Origin of the sequence: Polaribacter filamentus (assembly GCF_002943715.1) — a bacterium.
GTDB lineage: Bacteria > Bacteroidota > Bacteroidia > Flavobacteriales > Flavobacteriaceae > Polaribacter > Polaribacter filamentus.
Map to the genome: position 1 here is coordinate 195,831 of NZ_MQUA01000013.1, position 26,293 is coordinate 222,123.

Here is a 26,293-nt window from a genome sequence, read left to right on the forward strand (position 1 = left end):
AATTTCTTTTTTTTATAATTCAATTTCATTTCCGTAACTTGTAACTTCAAAATCGATACAAGTGAGTAAAAATTTATCAATTAATGGGAAATCGTACACAATTGATGTACAGGATGATATGCCACTTTTGTGGGCAATTAGGGATATTGTAGGTTTAACAGGTACAAAATTTGGTTGTGGCGTAAGTCAATGCGGAGCCTGTTCTGTTTTAATCGATGGCACGCTTACGAAATCTTGTAGCATGCCGGTTTCCTACGGAATTGGTAAAGAAATATTCACAATCGAAGGATCATCACCAAATTTAGAATTTTTACGTGAAGCTTGGAACGATGGTAATGTGCCACAATGTGGATATTGCCAATCTGGTCAACTAATTGCAGCAACTTCTTTATTAGATAAAACAGAAAATCCTACGGATGAAGATATCGATGCTGCCATGAGCAGTAATATTTGTAGATGCGGAACGTATTCAAGAATTAAAAAAGCAATTCATAAAGCTGTTGCACTTAAAAACGAATCGATATGAGTAAAATACAGCAAATAAATCGAAGAGATTTTGTAAAATTATTTGGATTAGCTACTGGCGGAATTATCTTAGGATGTACTATTTCTTCGGATAAAAAAGATTTTATTCCGCACATGAATGGCACTTTTGCACCTAACTTATTTGTGCAAATTCAGAAAGACGGTAATATTGTTTTAATCGCTTCTCGATCAGAAATGGGCCAAGGAATTAGAACATCCTTAGCATCCGCAATTGCAGATGAATTAGAAGCAGACTGGGAATTTATTACCGTACAACAAGCAACAGGAAATGCTAAATATGGCAATCAAAATACAGATGGTTCTCGAAGTGTACGCACTTTATTAGAGCCCATGCGTAAAATGGGTGCAACTGCAAAAGCGATGTTAATTACTGCCGCCTCCAAGAAATGGAGCGTTTCAGAAGCTGACTGTTTTGCAGAAAACCATTTTATAATCAATAAAAATACAAACGAAAAAATCTTCTTTGGCGATTTAGTTGAAGAAGCAGCTAAAGTTGCAATTCCGGATGAAGCAACCATCAAACTAAAAAAAGTTGAAGACTTTAAATATATTGGTAAAACGTTAAAAAGTGTCGATTTAAAAGACTTTACGCATGGCACGGCAACCTACGGAATTGATATCCGCTTGCCCAATATGAAATTTGCTGCGATTGCGAGATGTCCTGTAACTTTTGGAACGGTAAAAAGTTTTGATGCCAAAACGGCTGAGAAAACACCAGGTGTTGAAAACGTTTTTCAATTAGATAGAATGGTGCCTCCAACAGGAGAATTTTTTGGAGCTTTAGGCGGTGTTGCAGTTATTGCAAATAATACGTGGGCTGCTTTTCAAGGAAAAGAAAGTTTAGAAATTGAGTGGAATTATGGTGAAAACCATTCATTTGATTCCGAAAATTTTAAAGAAACACTTACAAAAAGAGTTAAAGAAAAAGGGAAATTAGTTCCTGGTAGTTCTGGAAAAGTCGATGATGCTTTTGAGGAAGCAGCAAAAACCATAGAAGCAATTTATCATGTTCCGTTTTTAGCGCACGCACCTATGGAAGTGCCAAATGCAACAGCATGGTTTCAACAAAATAAAATTGAAGTTTGGGCGCCTGTGCAAGATCCACAAACGGCTAGAGCAGAACTTGCCCACTTTTTTGAAATTCCTATAGAAAACATTACTATAAATGTTACTTTTTTAGGTGGAGGTTTTGGACGTAAATCAAAATCTGATTTTGTGGTAGAAGCAGTTGCTTTATCCAAAAAAATAAAAGCACCCGTTCAGGTGGTTTGGACGCGTGAAGATGATATTCAACATAGTTTTTACCATGCCACAAGTGCACAATATTTAAAAGGTTCTTTAGATAAAAACGGTCAGGTAACCGGCTGGTTGCAAAGAGTTGCATTTCCATCTATAACTTCTAGTTTTAAGCCGCTATCAGACTATGCTTCTGGTTTTGAATTGGGAATGGGTTTTACAAATAATCCGTATAATTTATCTAATTTCACTTTAGAAAATGCCCAAGCAGAAGCAAATTTAAGAATTGGTTGGCTGCGCTCTGTAGTGCATATTCACAGTGGTTTTGGTAACAATTCTTTTGTGGACGAATTGGCATTTGCGGCAAAAAAAGATCCGATTCAATTTCATTTAGATTTAATTGGAGCTGATAGAATTATTGAAGGTAGATCTGAGTTTCCTTATGATTCTAAACGAATGAAAACGGTTTTAAAAAATGCCGCCAAAGTTTCTAATTGGGGTAAAACAATTCCTGAAAACCATGGTTTAGGAGTGGCAATTCATTATAGCTTTTACAGCTATGTTGCTACCATTGTAGAGGTTTCTGTAGTTAATGAAAAAGTAAAAGTAGAAAATGTTTGGACCACTATAGATTGTGGTTTGGCTTTAAATAAAGACAATATTAAGAACCAGTTAGAAGGCGCTGCTATTTTTGGAATGTCAATTGCTTTGTACGGTAAAATTTCTGTAAAAGAAGGCGCCGTTGAGCAACATAATTTCTACGATTATGAAATGACAAGAATGAAAGACGCACCAAAAATTCATGTAGATATTATAGAAGCAATGGATAAACATCCAACAGGTGTTGGTGAACCCGGAGTTCCTGTAATGGCGCCCGCTATTTGTAATGCTATTTTTAATGCTACTGGTAAACGAGTTAGAAGTTTGCCTTTGGTAGATTTAGGGATGGTTTAAAACCAGCTACAACGATTAAAGAAAGCAGGAGTGTTTGGATAACAGCAAGTTGTCATAAAAATTAAATACTCCTGCTTCCTTCTCTATAAGTGGTAATTCCGTTTTTTAATACTCGTTTTAATTTTACCGAAGGTTGGTAATTTACGTGGTACTTTTTAATATTTCGTTTTGGCGATAATAGCGTTGGGTCTTCTTCCGCGGTGCATTTAAAGCCCATTTTAAACTTGCCAACAGCACCCAAGTCTACAATATTACCTTGTTGTAAATAAAAATCTAACTTTTTACCGAGCGCAATTAATACAGCTTGCACATCTACACTATGCAAACTGCATTCATTACTAATTACATCGCTAATAAATTCTAAATCTAGCGTGCCAGTAGTAACTGCTTGCATAATGTATTGTTCCTTTTTGTTTTGTATGCTATTGCTTCTTTTGGTGATTCTATACCGTATTGCCATTTCTTAATTATTTTTTGTATTTTTATCTTTATATACTTTAAATTAGTGTGTGCAAAGCTTCTACGCACATCTTTTGTAAAAATACTACATTTTTTTAAAATTTATACTAGTATAATCTTAAATTTATACTAGTAAATTTGTGTAATTATACTAGTATATTTACAAAATAGATACGTATGCGCGTTGTAAAAGTATGTAGTCGCTGATAAAATAGATAGGGGAGCGTGTTAACGGAGATTGGGAGGCTGCTTGCACTTAGAACCTTTAAGGTTTTACCAACCTATAAACTTATTATAACTTTACTGAGTATTATAAGAGATGTTGTAAATAGTTTTTTTACTTTAGTTGCCTTACGGAAACTTTTATTAGAGTTTCTAAATTAGAAACTCTAATTATCCGTTAATTAAGATCTGAAGTTTATGTAATTAATCAAAAAAAAGTAGATGAATAAGATTGAGGTTGTAGCAGCAATAGTTTATTTTAAAAATGAAATCTTCTGTGTTCAGAGACCTAAAGACAAACTAAGTTATATTTCGGAAAAATTTGAATTTCCTGGTGGTAAAATTGAAAAAGGCGAATCAAAAATAGAAGCATTAAAGCGAGAACTTATAGAGGAGTTAAATTTTACACCAATTAAAATAGACGAATTATTTTTAACAGTTATTCATGAATATCCTGATTTTGAACTAACAATGCATAGCTTTAAATGTTATTCTAAAACAAAAGATATTCAATTAAACGAGCACATTTCTTCTGAATGGCTAACAATAAAAAACTTAGATAAACTAGATTGGGCTGAGGCGGATATTCCAATAGTTAATAGATTAATTGAGAATGAATAAATCATTTAATGATAATTTTAAAGGTAGTTTACTAACAGGGTTTATTGACAAATCTTTAGATTCTGATGCTCTTTATCAACCGGAGTTATTGGTAAACAGAAAAATTCCGCGAAAGAAAGTATTAACAACAATTATAAAAGAGTTAGAAAGTTGTGAAAGCTTTTTTATATCTGTTGCTTTTGTTACAACAAGCGGAGTAGCTGCTTTAATAAATACTTTTAAAAAACTTGAAGGAAAAAGTGTAAAAGGAAAAATTCTTGTTTCTCAATATCTAAATTTCACACAACCCGAAGCTCTAAAAAGGCTTTTACAATTTCCGAACATTGAATTAAAAATTATAACTAAAGAAAACTCACATTCTAAAGGTTATATTTTTAAGCACTCTGAATACTATAATTTAGTCATAGGAAGCAGCAATTTAACTTCCTCTGCTTTATCTACGAATAAAGAATGGAATATTAAAGTTTCTGCAAGAAACTCAAGTTCCTTAGTCGATAAAGTAATTAAAGAGTTTCAAGATGATTTTGAAATAGGAGAAATTGTAAATGAGACATATATTGAAAAATATGAAGAGATTTACAAAAAGCAATTTTTAGTTTACAAAAAAAGTGAAGAGGAATTATTTAAAGAACTCAATATAGAAATAACACCAAACTCGATGCAAATAGAAGCATTAGAGAACTTAAAAAACGTAAGAAAAGAAAATAATAAAGCTCTAATAATTTCTGCAACAGGAACAGGTAAAACATATTTAGCTGCTTTTGATGCCAAAGCCTTTAATCCAAAAAAAACTCTTATTTGTTGTACACCGATTAAACATTGCTAAAAAAGCAATGGGGACTTTTCAGTCAGTTTTCGGAAAGACAAAAACAATGGGATTATATTCTGGAAATCAAAGAGAATTAGATAAAGACTTTGTGTTTTCAACGGTTCAAACAATTTCAAAATCAAATCATTTAGGATTATTTGATAAAGATTTTTTTGATTATATTATTATAGATGAGTCTCATCGTTCAGGAGCAGATTCATATATTAGATTAATAGAATATTTTAAGCCAAGTTTTCTTCTTGGTATGACGGCAACACCTGATAGAACCGACGACAAAGAAATTTATAGTTTATACGACCATAATATAGCTTACCCGTTGTGCATTTAAACAATATTGACTTTTAAATTGTTTATATTCCTATTAAAAACAAATTTGTTAATGTATTGAATGATAGTTAGTGCTGTTAATTTTGAGAGAATTCTTGTCTTAAAACCTTCAAAAGTTTTCGCATAATTATTCCGTATTTTAAACTGGTCACAAAGTTGAGAAAACAAGGTCTCAATTCGTTTTCTTTTCTTCCTAAAAATATACGTTTGTTTTTTGTAATTCTGTTGATTTTTACGCATTGGAACTTCTAATTTAATTTGTTTACTCTCAAATAAATCTAACTGATAGTCCGCACTTAGGTATCCTTTGTCCCCTAAAACCACACAGTTATTAAACTGATTTTTAATGTCTTTTAAATAATGAATATCATGTACAGAAGCTTTGCTAATATCAAAACTTTTAAACACGCCATCAATAGAACAAACAGCATGTATTTTATAGCCATAATAATGCATGTTTTGACTAGCACAATAACCTCTATTTGGGGCTGAATAAAAGTACTCTTTACAAACTTTACTTCTCCCGCTTCTTGAGAGTTTTACAATCTCCAAAGGCATACTATCTACTACATAATAGTTTTCAAACTCCGTGAACTTATTGGAGAGTTGAGTTCTTATAAATTCAATGGCAAAAAATAATTTTCGCTTCCGTTTATTGTAAACTGATCGCTCTATTTTAGCAAACAAATATTCTGGAATATCCCGAAACAACTGACATTCACTGTCTATACCCATATATTCTGCTGTTAAATTCATAGCGATTAATTCAATGTCTTTTAGTTTTGGTTTCCTGTTTTGACGTAAAAATTGTTCCTTTTCTGTAATTGTGGCTAAGACTTCTAAAATTTTATCGTAATTTGCTCTAAAGTTATTCATCGTATTTAATCGATTGATTGTCAATTAAATATACGACTTTTAATAGTCAAATGAATAACTTTTTTTAACTATTTATAATGCACAACGGGTTATAGCTTATGAAATAAGATTGAATAAAGCAATGGAAGAGAATATGCTTATTCCCTTTCATTATTATGGTGTAACAGATTTATCTGTTAACGACGAAATACTTGAAAATGAATCTGACTTCAGACTTTTAACATCTGAAGAAAGAGTTAATAAAATTATTTCTAAAATTGACTTTTATGGTTCTGATAATGGGTTAACAAGAGGTCTAATTTTTTGTTCCAAAAAAAATGAAGCAAAAGAATTATCAGATAAATTCAACCAAAAAGGTTACAAAACAATTGCTTTAACTGGAGATAGTTCAGAAGACGAAAGAACAAAAGCCATAGAGTTATTAGAAAGTGACGATTTATCAATAAAGTTAGATTATATTTTTACTGTTGATATTTTTAATGAAGGAATTAATATACCAAAAATCAATCAAGTTATTATGATTCGTCCGACCCAATCAGCTATAATATTCATACAGCAATTTGGACGAGGATTAAGAAAAACCGAGAACAAGTATTACTTAACTATCATTGATTTTATTGGGAATTATAAAAATAATTATTTAATACCAATAGCTTTATATGGAGACACCTCCTTCAATAAAGACAAAATAAGAAAGTTGATTTCAGAGGGCAGCAGCATGATTCCGGGAGAATCAACAATCAATTTTGATGAAATCACTAAAGAACGAATCTATGCTTCAATTGATTCTGCAAAGATGCAATTATTAACGGATTTAAAAATAGATTACAATAATTTAAAAAGCAGAATTGGACGTATTCCAATGATGATTGACTTTGTAAAAAATAATTCAAGAGACCCTTTCTCATTCATTGAATATTCTAAATCATATTTTAATTTCATTAACAAGGTTGATAAAACATTTGATAAATCACTAGATAAAAGGCTCTCTGAATTATTAGAACTCTTTTCTAAAGAAATAAACAATGCAAAAAGAATTGAAGAAAGCATTATTTTAAAAGAACTACTTAATAGCAATGAACTCACTATTTCAAAGTTAAATGAATTAATATTTGATAAATACCAATATAGACCAAGTATAGAAACAATAAAATCATGTATTTCAAATATCAATTTCAGCTTTATCCGAAAGGAAGAGAAAGTCATTTTTATAGAAAATAATACTTTCAAATTTTATGATGAATTTATAAAGTTAATTACAAACACCACTTTTAGAGAATTCTTGTTTGATTCTGTAAACTATTCAATTCACAACTTCAATAAAAATTTCAATAAAGATTATTACAGAGATGGACTGCTACTTTTCAATAAGTATAGTCGTAAAGATGTTTGCAGATTGTTGAACTGGGAAAATGATGTAAGTAGCACTGTTTATGGATATAGAACAAGAAATGAAGTCACTCCTTGTTTTGTAACTTATCATAAATCTGATGATATTGAAAATACTATAAAGTATAATGACTACTTCGTTACTCCTTCGGTTTTCGCATGGGAATCAAGGTCAAATAGAAAGTTATCTAGTCAAGAAATAAAAAATGTAGTCGCCTCAAAACGCATATTATTATTCGTAAAAAAAGAAGATGCTGAAGGAACAGATTTCTATTTTATGGGAGATGCATCAATCATAAAGGACTCTATTCAGCAAGCAGAAATGCCAGATTCAGGAAAACCTATTATACATTTTAAGTTTCTATTAGAACAACCTGTAAAAGATGACTTATACAATTATATTACAGCAGTTAAAAGGCAAAAACTACCTCAAAACAACTCTAAACATGAAATAAAATTAATAGAAAAAAAAGAAAAGACATTCCAATTTACAATTCCGCTATATGATTTTCATGCAGCAGCAGGTAATTTTAGTGAAATGCAAGATGAAAAACAATACAACTTAATTCCTGTGCAAGAAAGATATGCATCTGATGATTATTTCGCTTGTAGAGTAATTGGGGATTCAATGAATAAAACAATTCCAAACAATTCAATTTGCATATTCAAAAAAAATGTAACAGGTTCTCGTAGTGGCAAAATTTTACTAATAGAAAATAGAGATTCTTTCGACCCAGATTTTAATTCCGCATTTACTGTTAAAACATATTCAAGTGTAAAAACTATTACAGAGGAAGGATATCGCCATGATTCAATTTTACTTAAGCCTAATTCCTATGATAAAAGTTTTAAAAGTATAATTCTTGATGAAGAAAGTGCTAAAGAAATGAGTGTTATAAGTGAATTTGTAAAAGTCTTAGATTAATTAAAAAAGCTCAACGTTTACCAGTTGAGCTTTTTTAATTATATATTTAATATTCCTCTAAAACTTATACTCTTTCAAAGGTTTCGGAAACTTCTCTGGGTTTGCCGCTAAATGATACCGAGGGTCATCAATATCTTCTTCTATAATATCTAGAAAAATTGGGCTTGCTTTGTGTAAAAGCACCTTACAATCTTCACTTAAGTGTTTTAACGTAATTTTTTTACCTTCGGCTTGGTATTTTTCTACCAAGGCATAAATAGCTTCTATGGCAGAATGATCGGAAACACGTGCTTCTACAAAATCTATTTCTACTTTTTCTGGGTCATTTTTAACATCAAACTTTTCATTAAACGCGGCAATACTCCCAAAGAATAGTGGCCCCCAAATTTCATACACTTTAGTACCATCTTCTTTAAAACGTTTTCTAGCTCTAATTTTTTTAGCGCTTTCCCAAGCAAAAACCAATGCAGAAACAATAACACCAACAAATACAGCAATGGCAAGATCGAATACCACGGTTACCGAAGAAACGATGATTAGAACAAAAGCATCAGATCTTGGTATTTTCTTTAAAATTCTAAAACTAGACCAAGCAAAAGTTTCAATAACCATCATAAACATTACGCCAATTAAAGCTGCAATGGGCACTTGTTCTATTAATTTATCAGTAAAAAGAATAAAAGTCAGTAACGTTAACGCCATTATTATTCCGGATAAACGTCCTCTACCACCCGCATTGATGTTAATTACAGTTTGTCCTATCATTCCGCAACCACCAGTTCCGCCAAAAAGACCACTTACAATATTTCCTGCACCTTGCGCAACACATTCTCGATTTCCGTTTCCTCTAGTTTCCGTTAATTCGTCCACTAAATTCATCGTCATTAAAGACTCTATCAATCCTACAGAAGCGGCTAAAAATGCAAAAGGCAAAATAAATGTTAGGGTATCTAAATTGAAAGGTAAGTTATGCCAAAGCTCTAAATTAGGTGTTGGGAATTCTCCTTTTAAACCCGTTCCGCCACCTTCAATAATATAAGAACCAACGGTTGTAACTTCTATGCCAGAAAAAACAACAATAAAGGTAGTTACTAAAATAGCAGTTAAAGATGCCGGTAATTTCTTTGTGATTTTTGGTAATAGCCAAATAATTGCCATTGTTAAACCAACCAAGCCTAGCATAATGTATAACTCTTTACCAAACATATACGTGCTTACATATTGGTCTACACCATTTTCTGAAACCTTTAAAGATTTATGTGTAAACATTTTTACTTGTGCCCAGAAAATAACAATTGCTAATCCGTTTACAAATCCCATCATTACAGAATGCGGAATTAAACGTACAAAACGACCTAATTTAAACACTCCTGCAAGAATTTGAATCACTCCCATTAGAATAACACAGGCAAGTAAATAAAAATACCCCATGTTGTCTATTGGTGTATTAAATAACATTCCTTTTGTATGACCTTCAGAAATCATGCTTACAAAAATAACAGCAACGGCGCCTGCAGCACCAGAAATTAAACCTGGTCTTCCACCAAAAACAGCAGTAATTAATCCGATGATAAATGCACCAGAAAGTGCAACTAAAGGATCTATTTGAGCCACAAATGCAAAAGCTACCACTTCTGGTATCATCGCTAAAGAAACGGTGATTCCTGCTAACACATCGTCTTTAGCATTTGGTATTATTTTTCTAATGAATTCAGTCATAATTTAGTAGCTTTTAAAAGTCGGCAAAGGTAGTTGGTTTTTTTTAGATAGGCTTGGTGCGTAGGAGTTAATAAATATTGGATGTTAATTTCGAAGTAAATGGGCTCTTTTATTTGTGCTTCATTATAAAATTACTTTGTTGTATTTAAGAATCAAGATGGCTTCACTTTTAGAAATTATAAACAAGAACTTTTAGCTCTTAAATAGGTTCTCTTATGTTTGATTTTTATTCATTTTTTAAAGAAAAAATCACTCAAACTAACATTGAAAGAGATTTTTTAACTCAAAATGCACAACGGATTAATTTAGATCTTTTGATACGATTTATAAACTAATTTAATATTCTCGAAAGTATGTTTTAAAGCCTCATGAATCTCCGTGTTATTTTTAAAACAAACGTCTGTAATTCCTTCTTCCGTTTGTGGAACTAATTGTTTATCAAAATCTGAGTTCATTAAAAACCAATGTGTTTCCTTTAGTTTTACTCCTTTATAAAAATAAATATGATAGGTTGTAATTAATTTCTTTTCGATTGCTAAATTAAAAATGCCACATTCTTCTTCAACTTCTCTAATTGCAGCAGTTTCAGTACTTTCTCCTTTTTCAATTTTTCCTTTTGGTAAATCCCAAAAATTATTTCTAAAAATAAATAACACTTCTTTTTTAAGATTTAGAACCAAGCCGCCTGCGGCAGGAATAACGTCCATATTCTCCAGGAAAACAGGCCAATCATTCTTCAAATCAGAAGAATAGAGGTTCATACCTTTTATCGTTTCGGTTTTTAGTTTGTGAAGGATTTCATCAAAAACAATATTTTGAAAGTCGTAAACCGGAAAATTATTTTCTTTTTTTAAAGAAGATGTAATAATAATTGGTTTATCATTTACAAAAACTGTATACATTTGCAGTATGATTTTAAACAAAGATAACGCAAAAAAAACAGCCGAACATTTATTGCAAATTAAAGCAATAAAGTTAAGTCCAAGTGATCCATTTCAATGGGCTTCTGGTTGGAAATCTCCTATTTATTGCGATAATAGAATTACGTTGTCTTTTCCTTCAGTTCGTATTTTCTTAAAAGAAGAAATTGCTAAAATTGTTGAATTGCAATATGGTAAGCCAGATGTAATTGCCGGCGTGGCAACGGGCGCAATTGCTATTGGTGTTTTGGTTGCTCAAGAATTAGGGGTGCCGTTTGTATATGTGAGACCAGAACCTAAAAGTCATGGTAGAAAAAACCAAATTGAAGGGCATTTAGAAAGTGGTCAAAATGTGGTGGTAATAGAAGATTTAATTAGCACAGGAAATAGCAGTTTAAATGCTGTTGCTGCTTTAAAGGAAGCTGGAGCTGTCGTAAAAGGAATGGTTGCTATTTTTACCTATGGTTTTCAAATTGCTGCAGACAATTTTAAAGAAAAAAACATTCATTTAACTACACTAAGTAATTATGAAAACTTACTAGAACAAGCCTTAGATAGTGATTACATTTCTGAAAAAGAATTAAATACATTGCAAGAATGGAGTGCAAACCCTAGTCAATGGAAACAATAAAAAACAAATAACATGAATATTAGTGGTACAAAAGTAGTAGTAAATAAATCTCAAAAAGAAACTTTTAAGTTTTTATCAGATTTAAAAAACTTTGAACAATTAATGCCAATATCTATTCATAAGTTTGAAGTGGATGGCGATTCTTTTATCTTCGGATTAAAAGGAATGCCAGAAATAAGATTGGTTTTAAAAGAAAGTACAGAATTTTCTAACATAACTTTAGGCGCGGCAAGTAGTAAGTTAAGTTTTGAATTGGTGGCAAATATTGATGAGATTGATGAAGCGTCTTCTAAAGTTCAGTTAGATTTTAACGGAGAATTTAATATGATGATGGCAATGATGGTCAAAAAACCATTGACAAATTTTATTGAAACGTTAACCGATAATTTAGAGAAACTTTAAAGAAAAGAAATTTCTTTAACTCCGAATTCTTTGATGGTTTCATCTTCTAATTCAAGTTGAAGACTACCATACTTAGAAACACCTATAATTTTGCCCATAAATAACAAGCCATTTTTGTCTTTAAACATCGCTGGTATATTTTTTTTATACAAAGCATTTAAATAATCAGTTTCTAATTTTAGGTATTCGTTTAACAAGAGTAGGTGTATTGTCTTTTTTAAATTTTTAATAATTTCTAGCAATAAGAGGTCTAAATCAAATTCTAAATTGCAGATATTTTTTAAAGAAGATACATTATTTAAGGAATCTAGAAATCTTTCTTGGTTTACATTTAAGCCAACTCCAATGATAGAACTATTAATTTTAGGGCCCTTAATGTTGTTTTCTATAAGAATACCACAAATTTTCTTGTTTGCTGACAAAATGTCGTTTGGCCATTTTATAGAAAGATTAGGGATTTTATGACTTGAAAGGGTGTTAAAAAGAGCCAATGAGATTGCAAAATTTAAATATTTTTGATGTCTAATCTCTAAATCAAATTCATTTGTAAAAACACTGAATGTAAGGTTCTTAAAAGGTTCGGAGACCCATTGGCTATCTTGTTGACCGCGACCTTTTTTTTGCTCATTTGTAACTACAATCGTAAAGTTTTCTAGCGCAGTATCTTGCCCTAATTCTTTTAAAAAAGAATTGGTAGAATTGGTGGCATTAAGTTTGATTATTTTCAAGTGTTAAATAAAGTGTAAACTAGTTCAATAATACATAAAATACTCGCAAAAAAATAATAACTTTGCACTAAATTAGAAAAAATATTAATGGCAAAAAAGCAAGCAAGCATCGATGATTTAATCTCTGTGATTATTAAAGGGATAGATGATGTTAAGGGAGAAAATATTTTATTATTAGACTTAAGAGAAATAGAAAATACAGTTTGTGATTATTTTATAATCTGTTCTGGTAATTCTAATACACAAGTAAATGCAATTTCTGGTTCTGTTCAAAAAGTAGTTAGTAAAACAATAAAGGACAAACCTTGGCATATAGAAGGTCAAACAAATTCTGAATGGATTTTAATGGATTACGTTAACGTGGTTGTTCATGTATTTCAAAAGCATGTTAGAGACTTTTATGACATCGAAAGCCTTTGGGGCGATGCAAAAATTACAGAAATAAATCCAGTTTAATCCTATTGATTTTTATAAAAAATGAGCGATTCAAATAAAGAAAATAAATCAAATTTACCCAAGTTTAAGTTTAGTTCATACTGGATTTATGGGGCGATTTTTATAGTAATAATTGCAGTGCAATTTTTTAGTAGTGGAGATTTGGCTTCTAAAAGTATTTCAAAAAATAAATTTGAAGAAATACTAAGAGACAACGACATTAAAGAAATTGTAGTTATTAATAAAGATGTTGCACAATTGTTTTTAACAGCAGATGCCCTTAAAAAAGCGAAGCATGTAAAGCAAACTTCTGCAACCTTTTATAGGCCTGGTTCTCCTGTGTACGAATATAATTTTGGAGATTTAAGAACTTTTGAGGAAAATATTGCAACGATTAAAAAAGAAAATAATTTAATTGTTGATGTTGATAACAAAGAAAGCACGAGTATTTTTGATGCTATTCTTGGTTTTCTGCCATTTATCATTTTAATTGCAGTTTGGTTGTTTTTTATGAAAAGAATGTCTGGTGCAGGTGGTGGAGCAGGCGGTGGAGGTCAAATTTTTAGCATCGGAAAATCGAAAGCTAAATTATTTGACAAAGACACGAAAGTAAAAACTACTTTTGAAAATGTTGCTGGTTTAGAAGGCGCAAAAGAAGAAGTACAAGAAATTGTTGATTTTTTAAAAAATCCGGATAAATATACTTCATTAGGAGGTAAAATTCCAAAAGGAGCTTTATTAGTAGGTCCTCCAGGAACAGGGAAAACTTTGTTAGCAAAAGCAGTAGCGGGAGAAGCTGACGTTCCTTTTTTCTCTTTATCGGGTTCAGATTTTGTTGAGATGTTTGTGGGTGTTGGAGCTTCTAGAGTTAGAGATTTATTTAAACAAGCGGCTCAAAAATCACCATCTATTATTTTTATTGATGAAATTGACGCTATTGGTAGAGCTCGTGGAAAAAACAACATGACTGGTGGTAATGACGAACGTGAAAATACTTTAAATCAGCTATTAACTGAAATGGATGGTTTTGGAACCGATGTGAACGTTATTGTACTTGCTGCAACCAACAGAGCAGACGTTTTAGATAGTGCGTTAATGCGTGCAGGTCGTTTTGACAGACAAATTTATGTTGATTTACCAAACATTAATGAAAGAAAAGAAATTTTTGAAGTTCATATAAAACCATTAAAGTTAGCAGATGATGTTAAAATAGGTTTTTTAGCAAAACAAACTCCAGGTTTTTCTGGTGCAGATATTGCAAATATGTGTAATGAAGCTGCCTTGATTGCTGCAAGAACTGGTAAGAAAGCAATTCATCACCAAGATTTTTTAGATGCTGTTGACAGAATTGTTGGTGGTTTAGAAAAGAAAAATAAAGTAATTACACCCAAAGAAAAGAAAGTAATTGCGTTTCACGAAGCGGGTCATGCAACTGTAAGTTGGATGTTAGAGCACGCTGCACCTTTAGTAAAAGTTACGATTGTGCCAAGAGGGCAGTCTTTAGGAGCTGCTTGGTATTTACCTGCGGAAAGAATGATTGTGCAAACCGAACAAATGTTAGACGAAATGTGTGCTACAATGGGAGGTAGAGCTGCAGAAAAAGTGATGTTTAATAAAATTTCTACAGGAGCTTTAAGCGATTTAGAAAAAGTAACTAAACAAGCTAGAGCAATGATTACCGTCTATGGTTTAAATGAGGAAGTTGGTAATATTACGTATTATGACTCTTCAGGGAATGATGCTTTCGTAAAACCTTATAGCGAAGAAACTGGTAGAAAAATTGATAAAGAAATTTCTAAAATGATTGAGACTCAATATCAAAGAGCTATTGAACTTTTAGATAAAAATAAAGAAAAACTAACAGCATTAGCAGAATTGCTATTAGAAAAAGAAGTTATTTTTAAGGATGATTTACAAGAAATATTTGGTAAAAGACCTTTTGATGAAGTGGAAGAAGTAGAGGAAGATGAAAGTAAGGCACCAGTAGTTAATGAAAATAACACAGAAGAATTAGATACAACAGTAGTTGATAAAATCTCAGAAGAATAGGTTTTAAATGAATTTCTTAAAAAGACTCTTTAATATCCAAATACATGAGGATAGAGAAATAGAAAATCAAGATGTAAAGTTATCTCTTGACGATTTATTTGTGCATAATTTTGTTAAAAAAGAAGGTAAGTTTTTATACTGTTTAAATGCGGAGGAAGTCATTGATAATTTAAAAAAAGTCTTTTCTGAGAATGGTTGGGATGAAGTTTATTTGTTAGATACAAGTTTAGTTACTTTATTTGATAAAAATACGGTTAAAGTAACACCTAAATTTAACGATAATACGCCAATACTTACTTCTTGCGAACATTTAATTGCGGATAATGGAGATATTCTATTTTCTTCAAATCAATTAGGTAGTACAAGGTTAAAGGACTTTTCAGAAAATTTTATTGTGTACGCAACTACGAGTCAACTGGTTAAAGATACAGGTCAAGGTTTAACAGGCATAAAGACGAATAGTACAGAGCGTTTGCCCACAAACATATCGGCTATAAAAAATTATATTATTAATAATAATGATGATAATTTTTAAACTATGGCAACAGTAATTCAAAAAACTTATATTTGTTGCTATTAGAAGATTTATAATATGCGCCACCTTTTAAGAAGGAGTCTTTCTGGAATAATTTATGTTTTAATATTTATTTCTGCGATTCTATTATCAAAAGAATCTTATATAGTATTGATTACTATATGTGGATTTTTATGTATTTGGGAATTCACAAAAATGATTTCATTAAAAAACTACGCATCCTATATTTTTTATGCTTTCGTTCTATTTTTGATGATCCAAAGGCAAAATAGTTATGCTACGCTTATAGTTTTGGCCGTAACGTTATTTTCTTCGTTGTTTTTGGTGTATCAATTATTTGCAAAAAAACAAATTACTTTTTCTAATGATCGGTCTAAATTAGGAGTAACAATTAGATATGTAATATTTTCTATGTGTTTTTTGGTTTTACTTCCGTTTCATAAAAATAGTTTCCACCCCTATTTAATGATAAGTATTTTATCCATTATATGGATAAATGATTCCTTTGCTTTTTTAGTTGGTAAAAATTTTGGATTTCGTAAGTTGTTTCCTTCAGTATCACCAAGAAAAACGGTTGAAGGCTTTCTCGGAGGTTTAACTTTTTCGCTCTTGGCGGCTTTTCTAATAAGTAAACTTAATTTTGATTTTTCTGTATTAGATTGGCTAATTATAGGCCTAATTGTTTCTGTAGTTGGTACTATTGGAGATTTAGTGGAATCAAAATTTAAACGACAGGCTAAAATAAAAGATAGTGGCACTATAATGCCAGGACATGGTGGTATTTTAGATAGATTAGATAGCTTGTTATTTGCTGCGCCATTTGTATATTTGTATATTAACTTTATTATTTAAAAATGATTCGTTTTCATAAAGAAGGGTATAAAATTATTTCAATCACTTTTATTATTGCAATTTCGTCAATTTTATTAGTAGAAAAATTTATTGATATTACTTGGTTGGTAAAAACTATTCAAGTAATTGTTTTAGGCTTTGTAGTTATTGTATTGCAATTTTTTAGAAACCCTAAAAGGTTTACAAATATAGACGATACTCAAATTATAGCTCCAGTAGACGGTAAAGTTGTTGTCATTGAAGAAGTTGAGGAACCAGAATTTTTTAAAGATAAAAGGTTACAAATCTCTATTTTTATGTCTCCAATAAATGTGCATATTACAAGATATGCTATGAGCGGAATTATTAAATATAGCAAATACCATCCAGGAAAATTTTTAGTTGCCTGGCATCCAAAGTCATCCACTGAAAACGAACGAACTACCGTGGTTATAGAAAATATATCTTTTGGAAAAATTTTATATAGACAAATTGCAGGGGCTTTAGCTAAAAGGATTGTAAATTATGCTAAAGAAGGAGATACAGTTGTGCAAGGAACTGATGCAGGTTTTATTAAATTTGGTTCTAGGGTTGATATCTATTTGCCAATAGGAACTAAGGTAAACGTAAATTTAGGAGATAAAGTAAAAGGTGGTGTCCAAGTTATCGCAGAAAAATAAAATAGAATTAGATATAGAGTATAAAGCTGCTTTCGACAAAATTTCTAAGTTGAAAAAAGCGGTTGCTTCTGATATAATGCTAAAATTTTATGCTTATTACAAGCAAGCAAATTTTGGTAATAAATTCTCTTTTAATAGTGGTTTAGATGTAAGAAGTGCCTTTAAATTTAATGCTTGGATGCAATTAAATGGTATGTCTGCAGAAAAAGCAAAAAGAAAATACATAAAACTTGCCAAAGAATATTAAACAAATTAAAAAAGAGTATTAAAATAATTATTATTTCGTTTTTAGTGACCGCAACCGCATTTAACTTTACTGCATATAATACGGATGCTAAAAAGTAAGAAAATAAAACAGGTGAAATAGAAAACACGAATAAGAGTACTTTACCTTTTGCTTCAGTAAATGCTAAAAATGAAATTAATTTTACGGCGTATAAAACTACCGAAAAATTAGGTTGAGGTGGACAGCTTAATAAGGTTTATGTGCTATCTGGAGGTGAAGGCAATGACTTAAAAGAAGTAATTGATAGCACTGAGTTTTCAATTCCTGTAAGTAGTCTTTTTACGAAAGATGCAAGTAAAGATTACAAAATTAAAAAGTTCTTTTGTCGGTTGATGTGCCTCTTACATCACTAATTGGTACAATTTCTGATTGTAAAACTTCTTCAGCTTGCAGTATTGTTTCTGAATTGATTGTTTTTCCTATTAAAAAAGCAAATGTGCATTTCCTAGCGGAGAAATACAAGAGGTTATATTTTGGTAACTAACGGTGTTGTTGTTTAAGGCTCTGATTAAAACTTTGCAAGCTCCAAAATCTTCTTCTCGGCAACCAATTTTTGTTCCTTTTAAGTGTTGGTTATCTCTAATGAAATCTATTAATGTGATTCCAGAGTTTTCATCCGTTTTAATAATTTTAGAATTGAGTATAAATTGTATCATGCGTAATTAGCAAGTTAGAAAAATGTTACGATATTAAAAGAACCATGTACTTTTGTTTGATGCGCTCTCTATATTTTGAAAAAAGAAGAAAGTTATAGCGTCTAATTAATATTTTCTAATGCTTTTTTAAGTGTAGGAAATTGAAATTTAAAATTGGTTTCTGTAACTTTTTTTGCTGAAATTCTACTTCCTTCTAAAAGGATAACCGCCAACTCTCCAAATAAAAGTTTCAACATAAAAGCAGGAACACAAATTCCTATAAAAGGTCTTTTAATACTTTTAGCAAGTGCTTTAGAAAAAGATGCACTTGTTTGGTGTTCAGGCGCAACTGCATTAAAAACACCGATTAAATTACCTTCAACGGCATCGATATATTGTTCGCATAAATCGTCTATATGAATCCATGGTAAATATTGTTTTCCAGAACCTAAAGGAGATATTATTGGTGTTTTCATTTTGTCTAATGCTCCGCCTTTTTCAGCTAAAACAATACCCGTTCTTAAAATAGTTACAGGAATGTTTTTTGTTGAAAATTGCTGTGCAGCTTGCTCCCATTTGATGCAAACATCCGCTAAAAAATCATCACCAGCTTTATCAGTTTCTTTAAAAATTTTATCCGAAGTAATAGCACCGTAAAAACCAACGCCAGATGCAGAAATAAAACCTTTTAAATCGATTTTTAATTCATTTATTTTATCAAAAAGAAAGTTTGCAGATTGCACTCTACTATCAATAATTACTTTTTTTCTTTGTGCTGACCAACGTTCGTCTGCAATTCCGGCTCCGGCTAAATGAATAATATAATCGGTATTTTTGAGTGCCTTTTCATCCAAATAATTGGTGGAAAGATCCCATTTGAATTCATTTTTATGTTTAGGATTTCTACTTAAAATTACAACTTCATGATTTTTATCAACCAACATTTCTGTTAGTCTTTTTCCAACCAAACCTGTACCACCGGTAATTAATATCTTTGCCATAGCGTAAATATAATTATTTTTTGTTCAGTGTTTTTTAAATTTGATAAAACAAATCTATATTAAGATATAATAAAGCAATGTGAATCTTTATTTTTACTGCTGATAAAGCTGTATTTTTATACTCGATGAAAAAAAATAATATTAAAAGAAAAGGATTTGTCTTTAAAACTTTTGAGGCAGAAAACCAGTCTCCTTTTGATAAGTTATTCGAAATATTTAAAGAGCTCATTACCCACACTTCAGGTGATTTTGAAGAAGCCATAGATTGGTTGCGTTCTTTGGATACGGAGTATAAATTAACAGATGAAAATTATACGATCGATGATTTTGTAGAAGACTTAAAGAAGAAAGGGTACATAAAAGAAGAAATAAAAGCAGACGGAACAGGTGGAACAAAAATTACGCCGAAAACGGAACGTGCAATTCGTCAGCAAGCATTAAATCATATTTTCGGAAAAATTAAACGAAGTGGTTCTGGAAATCATAAAAGTAAATCTCCGGGTTTAGGGGATGAGCATACGGGTGATTTTAGAAATTATCAATTTGGTGATGCGTTAGACAAAGTTTCTATGACCGAAAGTTTAAAAAATGCTCAAATTAATAACGGAATTGAGGATTTTAGTTTAACAGAAGACGATTTAGTTGTTGAAGAAACAATGCATAAAAGTCAGATGAGTACAGTACTAATGATTGATATTAGTCACTCTATGATTTTATACGGCGAAGATCGAATTACGCCTGCAAAAAAAGTAGCGATGGCTTTGGCTGAATTAATTACTACTAGATATCCAAAAGATACTTTAGATATAATCGTTTTTGGAAATGATTCTTGGGTAATAAAAATTAAAGATTTACCGTATTTACAAGTTGGGCCTTATCATACAAATACAGTTGCTGGTTTACAATTAGCAATGGACTTGTTAAGAAGAAAAAGAAATACGAACAAACAAATTTTTATGATCACGGACGGGAAACCAAGTTGTTTGCGTTTGCCAGACGGTCAGTATTACAAGAACAGCAATGGCTTAGATAAATACATTGTAAACAAATGTTATGCAATGGCGCAACAGGCTAGAAAATTACACATTCCGATAACTACTTTTATGATTGCACAAGACCCATATTTAATGCAATTTGTAAGAGCATTTACACAAGCAAATCAAGGAAAAGCATTTTATACAGGCCTTAAAGGTTTGGGTGAAATGATTTTTGAAGATTACGAAACAAATAGAAAGAAGAGAATTAAAGGATAAAAAAATCGCTTTTAGCTAAGGGCTATTGGCATTTTTATAAAATACGAGTAAGTACTAAAGGCAAAAAGCCAATAGCAAAAAGCGATTTAAATGAATATAGAAAATATAAAAACATTAGGAGAATTAGTAGCATCTGGATATCAATCAAGATCAATTAAAGACGAATTGAGAGAAAATCTGATTCTTAAAATAAAGAATAAAGAGACCACTTTTGTAGGTATTCATGGTTATGAAAACACCGTAATTCCTGAATTAGAAAGAGCAATTTTAAGCAAACACAATATCAATTTATTAGGATTAAGAGGACAAGCAAAAACACGTTTGGCAAGATTGATGTTAAACTTATTGGATGAATATATTCCGGTTGTAACAGGTTCAGAAATTAATGATGATCCTTTAAATCCGATTTCAAGATTTGCAATTGAAACCATTCGAGAAAAAGGTAACGAAACTTTAATTTATTGGATGCACAGAAGTGAGCGTTTTGCAGAAAAATTAGCAACGCCAGATGTAACTGTTGCAGACATTATTGGTGATATTGATCCTATAAAAGCTGCAAATTTAAAGCTAAGTTATGCAGATGATAGAGTGATTCATTATGGGATGATTCCAAGAGCAAACAGATGTGTTTTTGTAATTAATGAATTGCCAGATTTACAAGCTAGAATTCAGGTTGCATTGTTTAATATTTTACAAGAAGGAGACATTCAAATTAGAGGTTTTAAATTACGATTGCCTTTAGATATGCAGTTTTTATTCACTGCAAACCCAGAAGATTATACAAATAGAGGTAGTATTGTAACGCCTTTAAAAGATAGAATTGGATCTCAAATTTTAACACATTATCCAGAAGACATCGAGACTGCAAAAATAATTACGCAACAAGAAGCGAAGTTAGACAAGCGTCAAACTGAAACCATTTTTGTACCAGAATTGGCAAAAGATTTGTTAGAACAAATTGTTTTTGAAGCGAGAGAAAGTGAGTTTGTAGATGCTAAAAGTGGCGTAAGTGCTCGTTTAAGTATTACTGCTTTCGAAAACTTATTAAGTACAGCAGAAAGAAGATTGTTAATTTCGGGTGATGAGAAAACTACCTTACGTTTAAGTGATTTTGACGGAATTATTCCTGCAATTACTGGTAAAGTAGAATTGGTGTATGAGGGAGAGCAAGAAGGAGCGGCATTTGTTGCAAAAAGTTTAATAGGGAATGCTGTAAAAAGTTTGTTTCCTATCTATTTTCCTGAGATTAAAAAATTAGAAAAGCAAACCGCAGAATCTCCATATGACGAAGTGATTTCTTGGTTTTTTAATACAGATTCAGATTTTGAAATTCTAGACGATTTAAATGAAGAGGCGTATAAAAGTTTATTAGATAAAATTTCTCCTTTAGAGGCTTTGTTGAACGAGCATCAACCAAATACAAAAAAACAAGAAAGTTATTTTGTAAAAGAATTTGTATTGTGGGCATTGGTAGAATTTAAAAAACTAAGCAAATATAGATTTGCAGAAGGAACTCAATTTAAAGATCCGTATGGTAATTTTATAGACGGATTGTAGAAATCTAATTATAATAATAAAGACCTTTCAAGTTGCAAAAATCTGAAAGGTCTTTTTTATGTAACTTATAAAAAATGATAATTTCTGTAGTTTCTCCTTACTTTTGATTTTACCAAAAAAAAGCCCACTCTTCAAATATGATTTTCTAAGTATCAAATTTTAAAGTCAGCATCATTTTTAAAATAAAGTTCAGGCTTATTTTGCATCGGAGAAAGGCATTACTTTTAAACAAAAATTGACATCCTAAAATAGGATGCCAATCATCAATCAACCAAATTTAAATAAATACCAGTTATAAGTCTTAAAAGTTTATTGCAAATAGATTTATACTGTTTTGTAAGGTTTTATCAATTTCTGTTTTTAGAATTTTATTTATAAAATTATTAATTTCCATGCCAATTTGAAAATCAGTTTCTCCTTTAAGTTGGTATGCAATAATCAACTTATTTACATCAGTTGCATAATTATTATAAAAATGGTAGTTTTTATCACCGTTAAAATCTGAACTATTTTGAAAGTCAACTATATTAATTTTTTTATCATTTAAAATTTTTAATATTACTTGATCCAGAAAATCATTGTTATTTTTAATCGATGTAATGCTATTAAGATTTAGGATACTTTTTTGAGGAACCATTCCTTCAAAATCAAATAAACTTTGATCTTCATGGCTGTAAAGAGGAAATTTCCCTTCGGAATTATTAATCACTTTTATTGTTTTTAGTGCTTGTAATTCTTTCTGTTTTTCTAAAGCAAAAAAATCATAAGTTGGTATATAGTGGTTCTCTTCAATATTGCTATAAAATATTTTTTCTGATAAAGCATTTACATCTTTCTGCGAAAAAGATAAATTAAAAATTAATACACAGGTAATTAATAAAATATTTTTCATGATTAGTAGTTTTATGCTCAAATATAATAGTAATACTATTATATTTGAGCATAAAACTATTGAATTATCTTATGTTTAAATAATTTTAGTTTATAATAAAGTGGTAATTAATAAAATAGGTTAAATGTTTTGAGGTAAAAACACTTTTGGTTGGCATATTTCAAAAACTTGTATTTCTGATATAATTTAAAATAATTCACATTTTTTAATATTTCTGAGAAGGTCAGATACACTTTTGTAGTTAAAAAGACTTCTTACTTAACTTGATTTTTATCTAAACTTAAAGCCTAGTGCAAATCTTTAATAAGTTTTGTTATTTTAGAAATTAAGGTTCTTGCTATATTGAATTTTCTAATTTTTTATGGAGGGTAATAGTTCTATTCAGTAGTTTGTTTTTTGATAAATCAATCCATATAAATAAAGTTACTTTACCTCATTATTTTATTCGGAAACACAACCACGCTCTCATGACCATTTTCTCCAACAGCGGCAACTCCAAAGAAGAAATTGTCAATTACAATTCCGTCTAAAGTAAACGCTGTAGATTCAACATATCTGGAATGATCCCAAGTAGGAGAAGTAGTGTCTCTCCAATAAATTTTATATCCTTTTGCGCCATCAACTTTTGTCCATTTTAGCTTTACCGATGCTTCTACAATTCCTCCAATTTCAACTTCTTTTGGCGATTCTGGTGCCCATGCTAAACCTGCCAAATTTATGGCATTTACTGCCGTTAGCTTTTTAGCATACGGAAAATTAACATGATCAAAAGTATCTCCATATTTGATGCCGTTTTCTTCTCTAATATCTTGATGTTGTTGCGTGTAATTTTCGTGCGCTTCCATAATTCTAATACCAGCAAAACCTAAATCATTAAAGGGTCTATGGTGTCCTCCACGTCCAAATCTGTCTAATCTATAAATCATCATTGGGTTCATTTCGGGCATATATGTTTTTACACTTTTATGAATATACCTTGCCAATTGACGCGAAATTCCGTCAACTTCACCCCCATAAAAACGACGCATTCTTCTCTCATTTTCTGATTCGTTTGCAGGAACTGGTTCAGAAAAAATCCTAAAAGATCTATTATCAATTACGCCATCAACACCAGTTATATTGCCAATCATATCATTATTTAAAATACCAATAATTTCCCAACCTTTCTCTTTGGCATATTTTGCTAATCCTGCACCACCAAATAAACCTTGTTCTTCTCCAGATAAACCAACATAAATAATACTGCTTTCAAATTTATATTTTGATAAAACTCTTGCAGTTTCTATGGTTCCTGCCATTCCAGAAGCATTGTCATTTGCACCAGGAGCATTCGTTGTAAAATCCATCGTGTCACTTGCGCGCGAATCTATATCACCGCTCATAATTATAAATTTATTTGGATATTTTGTTCCTTTTTGAATGGCTACAACATTTACAACATAGGCATTATGAGGAACTCTATTACCCATTTCTTTTGTAACTAAATCTTTCTGATAAAAGACATTTATACAATTATTACATCCTTTGGATATATTTTCGAATTCAGATTTTATCCAACGTCTTGCAGCCCCAATTCCGCGAGTATCAGAAATGGTATCAGAAAAGGTGTTTCTTGTGCCGAATTTTGTGAGTGTTTTTATATCAGCTTTAATTCTATCCGCAGAAACAGCATCAATAATACCATAGATTCTAGAATCTGTTTGTGCTGAAACAACAACGGAAAATAGTAAAAATAGAAAGCTTAGTGTTTTCATCAATAAAAATTTTTAAAGAAACTAAATTACAAAAGAAAAAAGAGAATAGATAACTAAATCTATTCTCTTTTAAAATTTAACAAGATTAAAATTATTCTTTATCTAATTTTTTAGTTTGATTAAAGCCAATTAATAAAGATCCTCCTGCACATAAAAAGATAGAAGCAGCGTAAAAAACTCCAGAATCAATAGCGTTTTGTGGTCTGTTTTCCCAAGTACCTTCATAACCAAAATGATAACTTAAAAAAGTTCCTAATAAAATTCCTACTCCAACTCCCATTGCTAATAAACCTAAATTTAAGATTAGTACTTTCCAAAATGGCGCTGCACTTCTTTTTTTGCTAGACATAAAAATACTTGCATCTGCTCCTTTTTCTATCAAGGCTAAACGTTCTTTATTTCTGGTTGAAAAGAATAAATAGAATACTCCAAAGATGCTTCCAAAAATTACTGCTAAAATTGCTACTTCCATAATTATATTATTTTAAAATTTAAATGATTAATTTTATTGTGTTTGTAGCTTTGACGATTGCATTTAAATAAAGGTTACAAAAAGTATAAAAAAATATTTTTCAAAAAAACTGTAACCTAAATTTAAGAGTTGCAGTCAAAGTAAAAATGACCAACAACAACGACCAACTATATATTGATAAAGTCCTCAGTGGAAATGTAAATGCATTTGCATATCTCGTTGGTGCCTATAAAAATATGGTTTTTAGTTTGGCATTTAAAATGACTAAGAATAGAGAAGACGCAGAAGAGGTTAGTCAAGATACATTTATAAAAGCATTTAAGAATTTAAAGAAGTTTAAAGGAGATTCTAAATTTAGTACTTGGTTGTATCGAATTGCGTATCATGCGTGTTTAGATGCCATCAAAAAAAATAAAAAGCATACTACTTTGTTAGAAATTAATGAAGTAACTTACAATCAAATTGTCTCTGTAGATACTATTTTACAAGGTATAGAAAGAAAAGAAAGGGCAAAAATAATGGATGAATGTTTGTTTAAATTACCAGAAGATGAACGCTCTTTAATTTGGATGTTTTATTTTGATGAGTTAAATTTGAAAGAAATTATAGCAGTTACAGAAATATCTGAATCCAATTTAAAAGTGAAATTACACAGAGCAAGAAAAAGATTATTAGCTATTGTTAAAGAAAATATAGAACCAGAAATAATTAGTCATTATGGAAGAAATTAATAACAACAAAGAATTAGATGCTTTTGCAAAAAAATATGTAAAAGAAATTAAAATGGAAAGTCCGTCAAAAGATTTTACAGCTTCTTTAATGAATAAAATCGTTGTAGAACATCAAAAGAGTGTCTTTGTTTCAAAAGAATTGATTTCTAAAAAAGGATGGTTTGTAATATTTCTATCGGTTTTGGCAGTAGTTTTAATCCCTTTTAAATCTTCAGAAAAAAGTTTCATCAACATCCCAAAATTAGATTTTTATTTCTTTGATAAAATTCAAATTCCTAATTTTTTAGATAACCTAAAAGTTTCTAACACTGTTTTTTATGCTATCTTTTTCTTTGGATTGATGTTTTTTGCACAAGTAGTATTTTTAAAAAATCATTTTAATAAACGCTTGGATTAGT

Annotated in this window: 28 protein-coding genes; 18 read left to right on the forward strand and 10 right to left on the reverse strand. The window is 30.6% G+C overall.

The window, feature by feature from the left end:
- The first annotated feature begins 61 nt into the window (after positions 1-61).
- Positions 62-526: a (2Fe-2S)-binding protein gene (locus BST83_RS03000; protein ID WP_104808517.1), complete on the forward strand. Its 465-nt coding sequence runs from the start codon at positions 62-64 to the stop codon at positions 524-526.
- Complete coding sequence (locus BST83_RS03005; protein ID WP_104808518.1) at positions 523-2,736, forward strand: xanthine dehydrogenase family protein molybdopterin-binding subunit; 2,214 nt, start codon at positions 523-525, stop codon at positions 2,734-2,736. Before BST83_RS03000 ends, BST83_RS03005 begins: the two co-directional genes overlap by 4 nt.
- Before the next feature lie 61 nt (positions 2,737-2,797).
- Here the strand turns inward: BST83_RS03005 and BST83_RS03010 are convergent, their stop codons facing one another.
- Positions 2,798-3,196, reverse strand: coding sequence for an HU family DNA-binding protein (locus tag BST83_RS03010; RefSeq protein WP_104808519.1), 399 nt, complete (start codon positions 3,194-3,196; stop codon positions 2,798-2,800).
- A 443-nt stretch (positions 3,197-3,639) separates the two neighbouring features.
- Between BST83_RS03010 and BST83_RS03015 the strand changes: the two genes are divergently transcribed.
- From BST83_RS03015 to BST83_RS21350, 3 genes are read left to right on the forward strand one after another with little or no spacing between them, the layout of a single operon-like run.
- On the forward strand, positions 3,640-4,038 hold the full coding sequence (locus BST83_RS03015) for a (deoxy)nucleoside triphosphate pyrophosphohydrolase (protein WP_104808520.1): 399 nt from the start codon (positions 3,640-3,642) through the stop codon (positions 4,036-4,038).
- Positions 4,031-4,864, forward strand: coding sequence for a DEAD/DEAH box helicase (locus BST83_RS03020; RefSeq protein ID WP_367889137.1), 834 nt, complete (start codon positions 4,031-4,033; stop codon positions 4,862-4,864). Before BST83_RS03015 ends, BST83_RS03020 begins: the two co-directional genes overlap by 8 nt.
- A gap of 7 nt (positions 4,865-4,871) precedes the next feature.
- On the forward strand, positions 4,872-5,195 hold the full coding sequence (locus tag BST83_RS21350) for a DEAD/DEAH box helicase family protein (RefSeq protein WP_367889138.1): 324 nt from the start codon (positions 4,872-4,874) through the stop codon (positions 5,193-5,195).
- Here BST83_RS21350 and BST83_RS03025 read toward each other — a convergent pair.
- A complete protein-coding gene (locus BST83_RS03025; protein ID WP_104808411.1) occupies positions 5,192-6,070 on the reverse strand; it encodes an IS982 family transposase in 879 nt (292 codons plus the stop codon). The genes BST83_RS21350 and BST83_RS03025 overlap by 4 nt on opposite strands.
- 121 nt (positions 6,071-6,191) lie before the next feature.
- Between BST83_RS03025 and BST83_RS03030 the strand changes: the two genes are divergently transcribed.
- A complete protein-coding gene (locus BST83_RS03030) occupies positions 6,192-8,384 on the forward strand; it encodes a DUF3427 domain-containing protein (RefSeq protein WP_240614627.1) in 2,193 nt (730 codons plus the stop codon).
- Positions 8,385-8,441: 57 nt separating this feature from the next.
- On the opposite strand, the gene BST83_RS03035 is transcribed toward BST83_RS03030, so the two are convergent.
- Both BST83_RS03035 and BST83_RS03040 read right to left on the reverse strand, forming a co-directional pair.
- Complete coding sequence (locus BST83_RS03035) at positions 8,442-10,103, reverse strand: SulP family inorganic anion transporter (RefSeq protein ID WP_104808521.1); 1,662 nt, start codon at positions 10,101-10,103, stop codon at positions 8,442-8,444.
- 305 nt (positions 10,104-10,408) lie between these two features.
- Complete coding sequence (locus BST83_RS03040) at positions 10,409-11,005, reverse strand: NUDIX hydrolase (protein ID WP_205853544.1); 597 nt, start codon at positions 11,003-11,005, stop codon at positions 10,409-10,411.
- A 7-nt stretch (positions 11,006-11,012) separates the two neighbouring features.
- Between BST83_RS03040 and pyrE the strand changes: the two genes are divergently transcribed.
- Both pyrE and BST83_RS03050 read left to right on the forward strand, forming a co-directional pair.
- Positions 11,013-11,654 carry an orotate phosphoribosyltransferase gene (pyrE, locus tag BST83_RS03045; RefSeq protein ID WP_104808522.1) on the forward strand — a complete coding sequence of 214 codons (642 nt, stop codon included), beginning with the start codon at positions 11,013-11,015 and terminating at the stop codon, positions 11,652-11,654.
- A 12-nt stretch (positions 11,655-11,666) separates the two neighbouring features.
- Positions 11,667-12,056 carry an orotate phosphoribosyltransferase gene (locus BST83_RS03050; RefSeq protein ID WP_104808523.1) on the forward strand — a complete coding sequence of 130 codons (390 nt, stop codon included), beginning with the start codon at positions 11,667-11,669 and terminating at the stop codon, positions 12,054-12,056.
- Here the strand turns inward: BST83_RS03050 and BST83_RS03055 are convergent.
- Positions 12,053-12,784, reverse strand: coding sequence for a biotin--[acetyl-CoA-carboxylase] ligase (locus BST83_RS03055; RefSeq protein ID WP_104808524.1), 732 nt, complete (start codon positions 12,782-12,784; stop codon positions 12,053-12,055). The genes BST83_RS03050 and BST83_RS03055 overlap by 4 nt on opposite strands.
- Before the next feature lie 87 nt (positions 12,785-12,871).
- Between BST83_RS03055 and rsfS the strand changes: the two genes are divergently transcribed.
- Genes rsfS through BST83_RS03085 form a run of 6 tightly spaced genes read left to right on the forward strand, consistent with a single transcriptional unit; the run spans position 12,872 to position 17,561 of the window.
- The gene (gene rsfS, locus BST83_RS03060; RefSeq protein WP_104808525.1) at positions 12,872-13,240 is read left to right on the forward strand and encodes a ribosome silencing factor; all 369 of its coding nucleotides are present in this window, start codon (positions 12,872-12,874) and stop codon (positions 13,238-13,240) included.
- Positions 13,241-13,261: 21 nt separating this feature from the next.
- Positions 13,262-15,268 (forward strand): ATP-dependent zinc metalloprotease FtsH, encoded by a 2,007-nt coding sequence (gene ftsH / locus BST83_RS03065; RefSeq protein ID WP_240614628.1) that lies wholly within the window; start codon positions 13,262-13,264, stop codon positions 15,266-15,268.
- Positions 15,269-15,275: 7 nt separating this feature from the next.
- Positions 15,276-15,803 (forward strand): hypothetical protein, encoded by a 528-nt coding sequence (locus tag BST83_RS03070; protein ID WP_240614629.1) that lies wholly within the window; start codon positions 15,276-15,278, stop codon positions 15,801-15,803.
- A 57-nt stretch (positions 15,804-15,860) separates the two neighbouring features.
- Positions 15,861-16,655 carry a phosphatidate cytidylyltransferase gene (locus BST83_RS03075; protein ID WP_104808526.1) on the forward strand — a complete coding sequence of 265 codons (795 nt, stop codon included), beginning with the start codon at positions 15,861-15,863 and terminating at the stop codon, positions 16,653-16,655.
- Between the two features lie 2 nt (positions 16,656-16,657).
- Positions 16,658-17,314: a phosphatidylserine decarboxylase family protein gene (locus tag BST83_RS03080; protein WP_104808527.1), complete on the forward strand. Its 657-nt coding sequence runs from the start codon at positions 16,658-16,660 to the stop codon at positions 17,312-17,314.
- On the forward strand, positions 17,289-17,561 hold the full coding sequence (locus BST83_RS03085; protein WP_240614630.1) for an acyl-CoA-binding protein: 273 nt from the start codon (positions 17,289-17,291) through the stop codon (positions 17,559-17,561). Before BST83_RS03080 ends, BST83_RS03085 begins: the two co-directional genes overlap by 26 nt.
- A 461-nt stretch (positions 17,562-18,022) precedes the next feature.
- On the opposite strand, the gene BST83_RS03090 is transcribed toward BST83_RS03085, so the two are convergent.
- Both BST83_RS03090 and BST83_RS03095 read right to left on the reverse strand, forming a co-directional pair.
- A complete protein-coding gene (locus BST83_RS03090; protein ID WP_104808528.1) occupies positions 18,023-18,256 on the reverse strand; it encodes a hypothetical protein in 234 nt (77 codons plus the stop codon).
- A 101-nt stretch (positions 18,257-18,357) separates the two neighbouring features.
- On the reverse strand, positions 18,358-19,236 hold the full coding sequence (locus tag BST83_RS03095; RefSeq protein WP_104808529.1) for a TIGR01777 family oxidoreductase: 879 nt from the start codon (positions 19,234-19,236) through the stop codon (positions 18,358-18,360).
- A 125-nt stretch (positions 19,237-19,361) separates the two neighbouring features.
- On the opposite strand from BST83_RS03095, the gene BST83_RS03100 reads away from it, so the two are divergent.
- Positions 19,362-20,489 carry a vWA domain-containing protein gene (locus BST83_RS03100; RefSeq protein WP_104808530.1) on the forward strand — a complete coding sequence of 376 codons (1,128 nt, stop codon included), beginning with the start codon at positions 19,362-19,364 and terminating at the stop codon, positions 20,487-20,489.
- 90 nt (positions 20,490-20,579) lie between these two features.
- Positions 20,580-22,046: a MoxR family ATPase gene (locus tag BST83_RS03105; RefSeq protein WP_104808531.1), complete on the forward strand. Its 1,467-nt coding sequence runs from the start codon at positions 20,580-20,582 to the stop codon at positions 22,044-22,046.
- 301 nt (positions 22,047-22,347) lie between these two features.
- Here the strand turns inward: BST83_RS03105 and BST83_RS03110 are convergent, their stop codons facing one another.
- The 3 genes from BST83_RS03110 to BST83_RS03120 all read right to left on the reverse strand — a co-directional run bounded on the left by BST83_RS03110 (position 22,348) and on the right by BST83_RS03120 (position 25,164).
- Positions 22,348-22,938, reverse strand: a complete 591-nt coding sequence (locus tag BST83_RS03110; protein WP_104808532.1) for a hypothetical protein — start codon at positions 22,936-22,938, stop codon at positions 22,348-22,350.
- 428 nt (positions 22,939-23,366) lie between these two features.
- Positions 23,367-24,692, reverse strand: coding sequence for a M28 family peptidase (locus tag BST83_RS03115; RefSeq protein ID WP_104808533.1), 1,326 nt, complete (start codon positions 24,690-24,692; stop codon positions 23,367-23,369).
- 91 nt (positions 24,693-24,783) lie between these two features.
- The gene (locus BST83_RS03120) at positions 24,784-25,164 is read right to left on the reverse strand and encodes a DUF6249 domain-containing protein (RefSeq protein ID WP_367889139.1); all 381 of its coding nucleotides are present in this window, start codon (positions 25,162-25,164) and stop codon (positions 24,784-24,786) included.
- 146 nt (positions 25,165-25,310) lie between these two features.
- Here BST83_RS03120 and BST83_RS03125 point away from each other — a divergent pair, with 146 nt between their 5' ends.
- Positions 25,311-25,895, forward strand: a complete 585-nt coding sequence (locus BST83_RS03125) for an RNA polymerase sigma factor (RefSeq protein ID WP_104808535.1) — start codon at positions 25,311-25,313, stop codon at positions 25,893-25,895.
- On the forward strand, positions 25,882-26,292 hold the full coding sequence (locus BST83_RS03130; RefSeq protein ID WP_104808536.1) for a hypothetical protein: 411 nt from the start codon (positions 25,882-25,884) through the stop codon (positions 26,290-26,292). The genes BST83_RS03125 and BST83_RS03130 overlap by 14 nt, the downstream gene beginning before the upstream one ends.
- The last annotated feature ends 1 nt before the right edge of the window (position 26,293 follow it).